Here is a 12,345-nt window from a genome sequence, read left to right as displayed (position 1 = left end):
CTGGATAGAGTCGGCGATCATCGGCCGGTGTTCGGCCCCGAATGCGATGTGACATTAACGTCGCGGAGGCCCGCTGAGGTCGTTCGAATTCGAAAGAGGAGAGTCGAAATGAGTACGGGGGCCCTCTTGCATGTGCACGAGCACCGAGAACCAATCACCGGTTGGTGCTGCGATGCCCGCCTTGACAGCTGCTCCGCTGCGGCTGCCAGCGACGGATGAGCGAATAGTTTCGTCCGCAGCACATCACCCTGGCGCTTGAGCCGATCCATCCTCCCGTAGCGCCACCGCTTGCTCGTTGGTGGGGCTGTCTGGCTTGTCGGTAGTCGATCATTGCTTCCCGACTTCGGCCACACGCGCCTTTCTGTGAGATTCTGAAATCTGCCGTTCCGTAAAGGAGCACGATGCACCTCGCCATGCCCAAAATCCGTACGCAAAAAATGCCTAAACTGCGGGCTCTCCGCGCTCTTGCCGTCGCCACCTCGGCAATGATCTTCGCCAGTGCCGTTGGGGCGCCGAGCCCGGCGAGCGCCGCGGACAACCCGGATCCGTCGAAGATCACCGACGCCTCCTGGTGGCTGATGCAGGAGCTTCTGAAGCTTGAGCCAGGCACGGACAACGGCGGCATCTACGCGGACAAGTCCGGCTACCACAACACCCGGGCGGGCAACGACTCGGACGACTACTCGGTCCGGGACGCCGAGGACCAGGGTGGTCCGTCGGACAAGGCCGCCGCCTACGACTGGACCTTCCCGGAGGCCCAGAGCCTTGCTCTGGTGGCCGGCCAGGCCGCGACCCCGGATCTACGCCTTCCGCAGAACGTGCGAGCTGCCAACTCGGATTACAGCAATATCGCCCGCTATTCCAGTCGCCTGCTGGCTGCGGGCCAGAATGCCAACGATCCCCGCCTGGACGGGTGGAGAGAGTTCTACGGACAGACCGACAGCGACAGCACCGTGGAAGGCTGGGACTTCCGGTACGACGAAGCCGTCACATCTGACTCGTCGCATCTGTGGCACATTCACCTCAGTGAGGATCGGGACAAGGTAACCGGCTACGACAACAAGGCCGCGCTTCTGAGCGTTCTGCGCGGAGAGACCGTGGAGCAGTGGCTCAACCAGGGGTCCGGAACGATTCCGGTCGAAGAGCCCGGTGTGGTGCAACGTTCCGGTGACTTCAACGGCGACGGCCGTGACGACGCGGTGATGCTCTATCGCTACCGCGACAGTTCCATTGAACTGTTCACCTCGCTGGGCGACGTGAACGGCGGGTTCGGTGCCTTCACCGGCAGTTACAAGATTCCCGCCAATTCCTGGAAGTGGAACTCGTTCCGGACGATCGTCGGTGACTACAACGGTGACGGTCGTGACGACCTGGGGGCCATGTACGCGCAGGCGAACGGGTCGATCACCATGCACACCGCGCTGGCGAACGCCCAGGGTGGGTTCAGTGCGTTCACCAGCAGCCTGACCGTGCCGGCCAGCGCGTCGTGGAAATGGGATTCCATTCGCCTGACCAGTGGTGACTTCAACGGTGACGGCCGTGACGACGCGGCAATGCTCTACCACTACTCGGACAAGTCGATCGAGTTGTTCACCTCGCTGAGCAACCCCAGCGGCGAGTTCGGCGCCTTCACCGGCAGTTACAAGACTCCCGCCAATTCCTGGAAGTGGAACTCGTTCCGGACGATCGTCGGTGACTTCAACGGTGACGGTCGTGACGACCTGGGGGCCATGTACGCGCAGGCGAACGGGTCGATCACCATGCACACCGCGTTGGCGAACGCCTCGGGCGGGTTCGGTGCCTACACCGGCAGCCTGACCGTGCCGGTTAGTGCGGCCTGGCAGTGGGATTCCATTCGCCTGACCACTGGGGACTTCAACGGTGACGGCCGTGACGACGCAGGAATGCTCTACCACTACTCGGACAAGTCGATCGAGTTGTTCACCTCGCTGAGCAACCCCAGCGGCGGGTTCGGTGCCTTCACCGGCAGTTACAAGACTCCGGCAAACTCCTGGAAGTGGGGGTCGTTCCGCAGCACCACCGGTGACTTCAACGGTGACGGCCGCGACGACCTGGGGGCCATGTACGCGCAGGCGAACGGTTCGATCACCATGCACACCGCGCTGGCGAACGCCTCGGGCGGGTTCGGTGCCTACACCAACAGCCTGATCGTCCCGACCAGCGCCGCGTGGCAGTGGGACGCGATCCGACTCCTCTGACCCTCGTGGGCGGTACGGGAGGGCTCACCCGAGCCCTCCCGTACCCAGATTTCGGGGTCACCTAGGAAGGTGTCGACGTCAGAGCACCAGGTTGAGCAGGACGGTGAGCACGACCGAGGCGAGGATCGAGAAGAGGATCATCAGGAGGCAGCCGACGCCACCGCCGAGCGGGCGGATCTCTGTGTTTCCGAAGCGCATGAGGTTCACCTGTCCGTGAGAGCGGGATCGGGGGAGAGGATGTGGCGGATCGCGGTCGCGACCGCCGTCGGGGCCGTCGTGACCACGTTGTGCGCGGCGGCGGGGACCACCACCAGGCTGGCGTCCGGCACCAGCCGGGTCGCCTGGTCCCGCCAACGTGCCGGTACGACCGGATCGCGATCGCCGGCCAGGACGAGGGTCGGCGCGGTGATGCGGACGAGGTCCGCCTCGATCGCGTTGTGCACCGAGTGCGACAGCGTCGCGACGACCCGCCAGGGTCGGGCGTTCCACATGTCCCGGGCCAGGATCGGTGCCTGCAACGGCGCCTCGCGCGTCGTATCCACCAGCCACCGGCCGAACTGTGTTCGTCGGGACCGGCCCGCCGGGTCGCTGGTCGGCCCGGCCAGCACCAGCGCGCGTACCGCAGCGGGGTGGGTCGCGGCGACCGAGGCGGCCACCTCCGCGCCGAACGAGTGCCCCAGCAGACAGACCGGCGGCAGCCGGTACGCGGCCAGCCAGGCGGCGAGGTGGTCGGCATGCCGGCGGACGTCGTACGCACCCCGGGGGCGTTCGGTCAGCCCGAAGCCGGGCAGGTCCGGCACGTACACCGGGTGGGTGGTGGCGAGCGCGACGGCCAGCGGGGTGAGGTAACGGTGTGAGACCGCCAGGCCGTGCACCAGCACCACGGGCGGCGCGCCGGTCCCCGGGTCCGCACTGCGCCGGGTGTGGGTGCGCAGTCCGTCGACGAGCTGCCACTCGCTGGTCAGTCCGGCGGACGGCCTGGGCGCGGCCATGGCGAGCCGCAGTTCCGCCCGACTGAACCGCCCGGACGGGCTGAGTCTCACAGCTCGCGCAACCGGGGCAGCAGCTGCTCCTGCGCCCAGTCCAGGAACATCGGCTGGGTCTCTCCGCCGACCTGGACGATCGCCACGTGGGTGAAACCGGTGTCGACGAACTTGCGGAACGCCTCGACGTGCGCGTCCACATCCGGGCCGCAGGAGATGCCCTCGGCGACGTCCTCCTCCCGGACGAACTGGGTGGCGGCGGCGAAGGACTCCGGGCCGGGCAGGTCGGCGTTGACCTTCCAGCCCATTCCGAACCAGCGGAACTGGTCGTGCACGATCTTGCGGCATTCCGCCTCGTCGGGGCCGTAGCAGATGGCCACCTGCCCGTAGCGGGGCTGGCCGGCGCCCCCGGCGTCGTCGTACATCTCGATGATGCGCCGGTCGGGTTGGGTGGAGATGATGCCGTTGCCGTATTCGGCGGCCAGCGTCGCGGACTGTCGGCCGGACGCGGCGACGGCCATCGGCACCGGCTGTTCCGGGCGGTCCCAGATGTAGGCGTCGGGCACGTCGAAGTGGTTGCCGGAGAAGGTGAGCGTCTCCCCGTTGAGCAGCGGCCGGATGATCTGCAGCGCCTCCTCGAACATCTCGTGCCGTTGCTGTACGTGCGGCCAGCCGCCGACCACGTGCTCGTTCAGGTTCTCGCCGGCACCGAGGCCGAGGGTGAACCGGCCGTCCGAGAGTGCGCCGATCGTGCTGGCCTTCTGCGCGACCACGGCCGGGTGGTAACGGCGGATCGGGCAGGTCACGAAGGACATGAGCTGCGCGCGGGAGGTCGCGTGGGCGACCGCGCCGAGCACCGACCAGGCGTACGGGGAGTGGCCCTGGGAGTCCAACCAGGGGTAGTAGTGATCGGACATGACCAGCTGGTCGAAACCGGCAGCCTCGGCCCGTATCGCATGGTCGACGAGTTGCTTGGGACCGGCTTGCTCGCTCATCAGGGTGTAGCCGACGCTGACCATCCTGGTATCCCCTTCCACCGACGGATCGTTCCCGGGATACCCAGGTCGGCAGCGGTCAACCCTCCCGTCCGGTTCTGCCCCGGCAGTGCTTGACGGATGGCGGCGACCTGCCTACGGTCCCTCTTAACCGGTTAAGAGCCGGAGGTGGCGCACATCCTGTGGTGGGGATGATCGCCCCGTGACGGCCCGCGCCTGCGTGGGCCGTCACGGCTGTCCACAGCTCAGGCCCGGTCACTGAACCGGTTGCGCCGACCAATCCATCGTCCTACGCTGATGCGTGCGCGCCGTGAGTCGGGCGGCGGCTGCCGGGCTGCAGCCGCCTTCCCCTGTCACATCCCACCCCTGTCGGGCACCGGGGGTCCTCCCTGAGGAAGGCCATGAAGACTCGACTCTCCGCCGCAGGCGCGGCCCTGCTCGCATTGCTCGTCGCCGTGCTGGCGTTCGGCCAGCCGGCGCACGCCGCAGCTGGTTTCTCCGTCGCGGGCGGCAAGCTGTACGACGCCAACGGCACCGAATTCGTCATGCGCGGTGTCAACCACGCGCACACCTGGTACCCGCAGCAGACCAGCTCGTTCGCCAACGTCAAGGCGCTGGGCGCGAACACCGTGCGGGTGGTGCTCTCCAGCGGCGACCGGTGGACCCGCAACACCAACGCCGACGTCGCGAACGTCATCTCGCTGTGCAAGGCCAATCGGCTGATCTGCGTGCTCGAGGTGCACGACACCACCGGGTACGGCGAGCAGAGCGGGGCAATCACCCTCGCCCGGGCCGTCGACTACTGGCTCAGCCTCGCCGACGTCCTCGCCGGCCAGGAAAGATACGTCATCGTCAACATCGGCAATGAGCCGTACGGCAACCAGAACTACGCGTCCTGGGCCACCGACAACGCCAACGCGATCAAGCGGCTGCGCACCGGCGGGCTGACCCACACCATCATGGTGGACGCGCCGAACTGGGGGCAGGACTGGTCGTTCACCATGCGCGACAACGCCGCGTCGGTCTTCGCCGCCGACCCGGCACGCAACACCGTCTTCTCGATCCACATGTACGGGGTGTTCGACACCGCCGCGGAGATCACCGACTACCTGGGTCGCTTCCGCGCCGCCGGGCTGCCCATCGTGGTCGGTGAGTTCGGCTTCAACCACTCCGACGGCGACCCGGACGAGGACACCATCCTCGCGTACAGCCAGGCCAACGGGATCGGCTGGCTGGGTTGGTCGTGGAGCGGCAACGGCGGTGGCGTGGAGTATCTGGACCTGGCCACCGCCTTCAACCCGGCCAGCCTGACCACCTGGGGTCAGCGGCTCTTCAACGGCGCCAACGGCATCCGGCAGACCGCCCGGCAGGCCAGCGTCTTCGACAGCATTCCCCCGCCGACCACGCCTCCGCCCACGACGCCTCCGCCCACGACGCCTCCGCCCACGACGCCTCCGCCGACGACGCCTCCACCGACCACGCCCCCACCGACGACGCCTCCGCCTGCCGGTGGCTGCACGGCGACGTACACGGTGACCAACCAGTGGCAGGGCGGCTTCCAGGGTGAGGTGCGGGTGACCGCCGGCTCCAGCGCGATCACGGGCTGGACCACCCGGTGGACGTTCGCCAACGGCCAGAGCGTCACCCAGTCCTGGAACACGACGCTGACCAGCAGCGGAGCTGCGGTGACCGCCCGCAACGTGGACTACAACGGCCGACTGGCGGCCGGTGCCAGCACCAGCTTCGGCTTCATTGGCGGCTGGACCGGCAGCAACGCCACGCCGGCGGTGAGCTGCACCGCCAGCTGACCGATGGGCAGGTGGCCGGGCCCCGCGACGGGCCCGGCCACCGTGACCCCTGTCAGTGCTCCCCGGCCAGGTTCACGATGACCACCCCGGCGATGATCAACGCGATCCCGGCGACCTTGGCCAGCCCGACCGGCTCGTCCAGGAACACGGCCCCGATCGCCACGATGGTGGCGGTGCCCAGACCCGACCAGAGGGCGTACGCGACGCCCACCGGGATCTCCTTGACCGCCTGGGCCAACAGGATGAACGCCAGCAGGTAACCGCCGATGCATCCCAGCGTCGGCCAGAGGCGGCTGAACCCGGCGGTGCTCTTGAGCAGGCTGGTGGCCAGCACCTCGGCGAGGATGGCGATCCCCAGCAGCACGTACGCCATGCGGCCCTCAGTCCTGAGTGTTCGGCGGGAAACGCGTCGGTGGTCAGGCTAGCGCCGCCGCCGCCGCCGCCGCCGTCCGCCGCCGTCCGGCCCCGGTCCTCGCCGATCTAGGGCGTATCGCTGCTAGTGGATCTCGAATCGCGACGATATGCCCTAGATCAACGGGCGGTGGCGACGGGCGGTGGCGGCGGGTGGTTCCGGTTCGGTGGCTAGTCGGGCCGCTCGCATGGTGAGGTAGCGCTGCTCGGGCAGGCTGCTCGTCCGCTGGGCTGCGGCTCGGTAGTCGGCGATCGCCCGGACCCGGTCACCGGCCATCTCGTGCAGGTGCGCACGGGCGGCGGGCAGCCGGTGGTGCTCGGCCAGTCGGGGGTCGTCGGCCAGCACGTCGAGGGCGGCGAGGCCGGCCGCTGGCCCGTACACCATGGCGGTCGCCACAGCTCGGTTGAGCGCAACCACCGGGCTGCCGGCGAGCCGTTCCAGCACCTCGTAGAGCGCCAGGATCTGCGGCCAGTCGGTCTCGCCGGTGCTCGGCGCCTCGTCGTGGAGCGCGGCGATGGCGGCCTGCACCTGGTACGGGCCGATCGGCCCACGCGGCAGCGCACGGGTGACCAGTGCGACGCCCTCGGCGATCGCCGCCGCGTCCCAGCGGCTGCGGTCCTGATCGGTGAGTGAGATCAGCTCGCCAGAGGGCCCGGTGCGTGCCGGGCCGCGCGCCTCGGTAAGCAGCATCAACGCCAGCAGACCGGCTGATTCGCTGTCGTCGGGCAGCAGTGTGTGTAGCGCGCGGGTCAGCCGGATCGCCTCCGCCGCGAGGTCGATCCGGCGCAGGTCCGGGCCGGTGGTGCTGGTGTGCCCCTCGGTGAAGACCAGGTAGAGCACCTGCCGGACGGCCGTCAACCGGTCGGCCCGCTCCGCCGGCTCGGGCATCCGGAACGGCAGCCCGGACGCGCGGATGCGTTGCTTGGCCCGGCTGATCCGCTGTGCCATGGTCGCCTCGGGCACCAGGAACGCGCGGGCGATCTCGGCGGTACTCAGCCCGCCGACCGCGCGCAGGGTCAGCGCCACGGCCGACGTCGGGGCGAGCGCCGGGTGGCAGCAGAGCATCAGCAGGACCAGGGTGTCGTCCCGCTCGGCGGTCAACTCCTCGTCCGCGGCCGGTGCGTACGCCCGATCGTCCGGATCCTGGCGGGCGACCAGGTCCTCCCGACGGCGCCGGGCCTGCTCACCACGGACCAGCTCGATCATGCGCCGGTAACCGACCTGGATCAGCCAGCCGCGTGGGTTTGCCGGCAGCCCTTCGGCTGGCCACTGGGTGGCGGCGGCCAGCAGCGCCTCCTGCACCGCGTCCTCGGCGGTGGTGAAATCACCGAAACGGCGGGCGAGCACGCCGAGGACCTGCGGCGCCAGCTCGCGCAGCAGGTCCTCGATGCGGGGATCGGTGGTCAGCCCTCACAGCTCCTCAGGTGGGGCGGACATCACCGGGTGCACCTCGATCGGCATGTTCAGTGGCCGGCCGCCGGGGCCGGGTGCGGTGGAGATGTACGCGGCCAGCTCCACCGCCCGCTGCGGGCTGTCGCAGTCGACGATCCAGAAGCCGGCGAGGAACTCCTTCGTCTCGGCGAACGGCCCCTCGGTGACCACCGGCGTCCCGCCCTCACCGGCGCGGACGATCCGGGCCTGCTGTGGGCCACCGAGGCCCTGCCCGTCGACCCACTCCCCGGAGGCGGTGAGCTTGCCGTTGACCTCGCCCATGAACGCGATGTGTGCCCGGACCTCGTCCGGAGTCCAGGTGTCAATGCCCGGGAAGTCTGTCCCGGCGGCGCTGAACTGCATCAGCAGCATGTACTTCATGGTTCGCTCCTCACGCCTGCGCACCCTCGTCGGTGCTCTCACCCTGAGGTAGAAGCAGGCGGCACCCTTCTCGACACCCCGGCAGAAGATTCCCCGGAATCTTTTCAGTCGACGGCGTCGACCTCCAGCACCAGGCTCTGCTCCGGGTGCAACGCGGGCAGCTGCACACCCACCCGGGCCAGCGCCGCCCCGCTGAGGGTGACACCCCCCGTCAGCCAGGCGGGCGCGGACCGGTCGATGGTGGCCGGAGCGGGTACGCCCGACACTGGCCGCACCCGGTAACGCCGGCCCAGGTCCAGGCCGGGCAGTCGTACCGTGCCCGGGGTCTGCGTCACCGAGGTGGCCAGCCGCGCCACCGCGTACACCGCTCGGGTGTTGTCGTGGGCGACCACGCCGTGCGCCCAGACGGCCGGGTCCGGGTGGTCGACCCGGACCACCCGGCCGGCGTGCAGCAGCGAGCGGAGCCGCTTGTGCAGCGCCACCCAGGCGGCCAACTCGGTCTGCTCCGTGATGCTGATCGACGCGATGTCCCACTCGATGCCGTGGTGGCCGAAGAGCGCGGTGGCCGCCCGGAAGCACAGGTCGTGTACGCGGTTGGTGGTGTGCGAGCGTTCCGGGCCGACGTGCGTGCCGACCAGCTCCGGTGGCAGCAGCAACCCGGTCCAACGCTGGATGCTGAGCCGTTCCAGGGCGTCGTTGCAGTCGCTGGCCCAGACCCGGTCGGTACGGGCCAGGATGGCCAGATCCACCCGGGCGCCGCCGGACGCGCAGCTCTCGATCTCCACGCCGGGGTGCCGGCGGCGCAGTTCGTCGAGGAGCCGGTAGACCGCCAGGGTCTGCTCGTGCACCCCGGGCCGGCCGTGATGCCCGGCCTCGGTGAGGTCCCGGTTCTGGTCCCACTTGAGGTACCTGATGCCGGGATGGTCGATGAGCAGCGCGTCGAGGCGTTCCAGCAGGTGGTCGTACGCCTCCGAGCGGCCCAGGTCGAGCACCTGCTGGTTGCGCCAGGCCGGCGGCAGTCGTCCCGGTACGGCCAGCAGCCAGTCGGGGTGCGCGCGGAACAGATCGGAGTCGGGGTTGACCATCTCCGGCTCGACCCAGAGGCCGAACTCCAGGCCTCTGCCCGTCACGTGGTCGATCAACGGTTGCAGGCCGTTGGGCCAGACGCTCTCGTCGACGTACCAGTCGCCGAGCCCGGCGGTGTCGTCGCGCCGGCCCCGGAACCAACCGTCGTCGAGCACGAAGCGCTCCACGCCGATCTGCGCGGCCCGGTCGGCGAGCGCCCGCAGGCGGTCCAGGTCGTGGTCGAAGTAGACCGCCTCCCAGACGTTGAGGGTCACCGGGCGGGGGGAGCGCGGGTGCCCGGGTCGGGCCCGCAGATGGGTGTGCAACACGTCGCTGAGCCCGTCGAGCCCGGCGTCGGACCAGACCGCGTAGAGCAGGGGAGTGTCGTACGACTCGCCGTGCCCGAGCCGGATCTCGCCGGGGGCCAGCAACTCGCCGCCGCCGAGGGTCGACTCGCCGGTGGGCCGACGCTCGGCGAAGGTGACGTGGTCGCCGCTCCACGCGGTGTGCACCGCCCAGACCTCGCCGTGGCCGAAGCCGAACCCGGCGGTGCCCGCCACCAGCAGCAGCGTGGCGTCGTGCCCGGTGCGCCCGTGCCGGCCCTCGCGGACCCAGCTTCCCTGCTGCCACGGGTGCCGCTGCGGGGACCGTTCCCGGCACCACCGGCCGGTCAGGTCGAGCAACTCGGTGGCGACCGCCGGCACCGGCAGCACCGGGGTCAGCTCCCGCAGCTCGTACGCGCTGTCGCCGTCGTTGCGCAGTCGGTGGCGCAGCAGCAGCAACCCGTTCGGGTCCACCTCGATCTCCACCGTCAGCGACAGCTCGGCGGTCGGGTCGCTGGCCCGCACGGTCACCCGCGCCGAGCCCTCGACGGGCTGGTCGACGTCGAGGCCGTCCAGTCGGAACGCGGTGGACCAGCCGGTGCCGTCGCGGTGCCCGGCCAGGCCAGGTCGGCCGCTCCAGCCGGCGCTCGGCTCCGGCAGCAGCGACAGCACGGTCGGCTCGTCGAAGCTGCTCGGCACCACCGGCGGTACTGTCGCGTCGACGAGCTGGCGCAGGCCGTCGTCGTCGAGGTCGCCGATGTCGCCGCCCCAGTGCACGACCCGGGGCAGCCCTGGGCCGCGCGCGTCGAGCACCAGGCTGGTCCGCGCGCGGCGCAGGTGCAGGATCGTCATCCCTTTGAGGCTCCCAAGGTCAGGCCCCGGACGAAGTGCCGCTGGAGCATAAAGAAGATCACCAGGGTGGGGATCGCGACGAGCACGCTGCCCGCCGAGACCAGGTTGTTGTCGGTGAAGAACTCGCCGCGCAGGTTGTTGAGCGAGCTGGTGACCGGGAACTTGTCGCCGGTCCGCATCAGGACGGTGGCCCAGAAGAACTCGTTGTAGATCCAGGTCACCTCCAGGGTCGCCAGCGCGGCCAGGGCCGGCCGGCACAACGGCATGGTGACCTGCCAGTACTGCCGCCAGATGGTCGCCCCGTCGACCATGGCCGCCTCGTACAGCTCGCGGGGCAACGCCTTCATGTAGTTGCTGAGCACGAAGACGCAGAATCCACACTGGAAGGCCACGTTGATCAGGATCAGGCCCCAGTAGCTGTCGTAGAGCAGCTCCGAGTCGCTCATGAACTCCGGCAGCGGCACCTCGGTGAACAGCCGGAACAGCGGGATGAGCAGTGCCTGCTGGGGCAGCAGGTTGGCCGCCGTGAACACCCCGAGCAGCACGAGGTTGAGCTTCCAGCTGAACCGCGCGATGACGAACGCCACGCAGGAGGCGAGGAAGAGGGTCAGCAGCACCGCCGGCACGGTGATGTATACCGAGTTGAGGAAGTGCTGGCCGAACTCCGCTGTCCGCCAGGCGGTGACGTAGTTGTCGAAGGTCCAGCCGCCGAACGATACGTAGCCGTTGGCTGCGGTGTACTCGTAGGAACGCAGCGAGGTCAGGACCGCCCAGGCGATCGGGAAGAGCCAGATCAGCGAGACGACAATCAGGAAGCCGTGCAGCAGCATCCGCAGCGGGGTCATCTTGCGGCGGCGCTGCGGCGCGTCGGGTCCGCCCTCGGTACGCCGGGTGCTGGTCGCGGTGCTCATTCCCGGTTCTCCCTCATCACAGTCGCCAGGTAGATGGTGATGAAGACCAGCGAGACGATCAGCATGATCGTCGCCAGTGCCGAGCCGAACCCGATCCGGCTCGCCTCACCCACCACGTTTTGGGTGACCAGCGCGGAGATCAGCTCCAACCCGTTGCGACCCTTGTTGACGACCCAGACCAGGTCGAACGCGCGCAGCGACTCGATCACCGTCACCACGAGCACGATGATGTTGATCGGTCGCAGCACCGGGAACACCACCCGGAAGAAGGCTCGGCTCTCCGAGGCGCCGTCGACCGCGGCGGCCTCCCGCAGCGACGGGTCGACGCCCTTCAGCCCGGCCAGGTAGAGGAGCATGATGTAGCCGACGTGCCGCCATCCGGAAGCGACCATGACCGCCCAGATGTTGACGTTCGAGTCGCCGTACCAGTCGATGCTGCTGCCGAACACCGCGTTGATCAGACCCTGGTCGCGGGAGTAGAGCAGCTGCCAGACGAAGCCGATCAGCGCCAGCGAGAGCACCACCGGCAGGTAGAGCGCGGTCTGGTAGAACCGGCTGCCGCGCAGCTCCTTGTCGAGCAGGACGGCCAGGAACATGCCGAACGGGGTGGCGATCACGAACAGTGCCGCCAGCCAGAGCAGGTTGTGCTGGACCGCCGGCACGAACGGCGGGTAGATGTTCACCACGTCGCTGTAGTTGCGCGCGCCGACGAACTCGATGTCGTTGAGTGGGCCGATGCCGTCCCAGTTGGTGCCGGAGAGCAGCACGGTGGCCGCCGCCGGCAGCCAGACGAACCCGGTGACGAGCAGCAGCGGGACGAGCACCATCAGCGTGATGACCACGCGGTCGGTGCGGGACAGGAGCCGTAGCCGCCGGCGACGACCACCCGTGGAGGTGGTCGTGGCCGGCGGCGGCACGGCGCGATCCGCTTGGATCAGGGGCAGGTCGGACACGATGTCCTTCCC

10 protein-coding genes and 1 pseudogene are annotated in these 12,345 nt (G+C 69.2%); 3 read left to right on the top strand and 8 right to left on the bottom strand.

Annotated features, from left to right (window positions below; genetic code table 11):
* Positions 1–485 precede the first annotated feature (485 nt).
* Positions 486–1,118: pseudogene (locus ABZT18_RS00860) on the top strand (hypothetical protein); the annotation flags it as partial.
* Complete coding sequence (locus ABZT18_RS00855; RefSeq protein ID WP_355250194.1) at positions 1,098–2,219, top strand: VCBS repeat-containing protein; 1,122 nt, start codon at positions 1,098–1,100, stop codon at positions 2,217–2,219. The pseudogene ABZT18_RS00860 and the gene ABZT18_RS00855, both read left to right, overlap by 21 nt.
* Positions 2,220–2,422: 203 nt before the next feature.
* On the opposite strand, the gene ABZT18_RS00850 is transcribed toward ABZT18_RS00855, so the two are convergent.
* Both ABZT18_RS00850 and ABZT18_RS00845 read right to left on the bottom strand, forming a co-directional pair.
* Positions 2,423–3,262: an alpha/beta hydrolase gene (locus ABZT18_RS00850; RefSeq protein WP_355250082.1), complete on the bottom strand. Its 840-nt coding sequence runs from the start codon at positions 3,260–3,262 to the stop codon at positions 2,423–2,425.
* The gene (locus ABZT18_RS00845; protein WP_355250191.1) at positions 3,259–4,221 is read right to left on the bottom strand and encodes a TIGR03557 family F420-dependent LLM class oxidoreductase; all 963 of its coding nucleotides are present in this window, start codon (positions 4,219–4,221) and stop codon (positions 3,259–3,261) included. Before ABZT18_RS00845 ends, ABZT18_RS00850 begins: the two co-directional genes overlap by 4 nt.
* A gap of 377 nt (positions 4,222–4,598) precedes the next feature.
* Between ABZT18_RS00845 and ABZT18_RS00840 the strand changes: the two genes are divergently transcribed.
* Complete coding sequence (locus ABZT18_RS00840) at positions 4,599–6,005, top strand: cellulase family glycosylhydrolase (RefSeq protein ID WP_355250079.1); 1,407 nt, start codon at positions 4,599–4,601, stop codon at positions 6,003–6,005.
* A gap of 52 nt (positions 6,006–6,057) precedes the next feature.
* On the opposite strand, the gene ABZT18_RS00835 is transcribed toward ABZT18_RS00840, so the two are convergent.
* The 6 genes from ABZT18_RS00835 to ABZT18_RS00810 all read right to left on the bottom strand — a co-directional run bounded on the left by ABZT18_RS00835 (position 6,058) and on the right by ABZT18_RS00810 (position 12,333).
* The gene (locus ABZT18_RS00835) at positions 6,058–6,378 is read right to left on the bottom strand and encodes a multidrug efflux SMR transporter (RefSeq protein ID WP_354993436.1); all 321 of its coding nucleotides are present in this window, start codon (positions 6,376–6,378) and stop codon (positions 6,058–6,060) included.
* A 153-nt stretch (positions 6,379–6,531) separates the two neighbouring features.
* Positions 6,532–7,824: a sigma-70 family RNA polymerase sigma factor gene (locus ABZT18_RS00830; protein WP_355250188.1), complete on the bottom strand. Its 1,293-nt coding sequence runs from the start codon at positions 7,822–7,824 to the stop codon at positions 6,532–6,534.
* Between the two features lie 3 nt (positions 7,825–7,827).
* Positions 7,828–8,229, bottom strand: coding sequence for a YciI family protein (locus tag ABZT18_RS00825; RefSeq protein ID WP_355250076.1), 402 nt, complete (start codon positions 8,227–8,229; stop codon positions 7,828–7,830).
* A 104-nt stretch (positions 8,230–8,333) separates the two neighbouring features.
* Positions 8,334–10,469 (bottom strand): alpha-galactosidase, encoded by a 2,136-nt coding sequence (locus tag ABZT18_RS00820; protein ID WP_355250073.1) that lies wholly within the window; start codon positions 10,467–10,469, stop codon positions 8,334–8,336.
* Positions 10,466–11,380, bottom strand: a complete 915-nt coding sequence (locus tag ABZT18_RS00815; protein ID WP_354993439.1) for a carbohydrate ABC transporter permease — start codon at positions 11,378–11,380, stop codon at positions 10,466–10,468. The genes ABZT18_RS00820 and ABZT18_RS00815 overlap by 4 nt, the downstream gene beginning before the upstream one ends.
* Positions 11,377–12,333 carry a sugar ABC transporter permease gene (locus ABZT18_RS00810; protein ID WP_354993440.1) on the bottom strand — a complete coding sequence of 319 codons (957 nt, stop codon included), beginning with the start codon at positions 12,331–12,333 and terminating at the stop codon, positions 11,377–11,379. Before ABZT18_RS00810 ends, ABZT18_RS00815 begins: the two co-directional genes overlap by 4 nt.
* Positions 12,334–12,345 lie beyond the last annotated feature (12 nt).

Origin of the sequence: Micromonospora sp. NPDC005291 (genome assembly GCF_040607415.1) — a bacterium.
GTDB lineage: Bacteria > Actinomycetota > Actinomycetes > Mycobacteriales > Micromonosporaceae > Micromonospora.
Note: the sequence above shows the minus strand (reverse complement) of the source record. Positions and strands in the feature narration are given on the sequence as shown.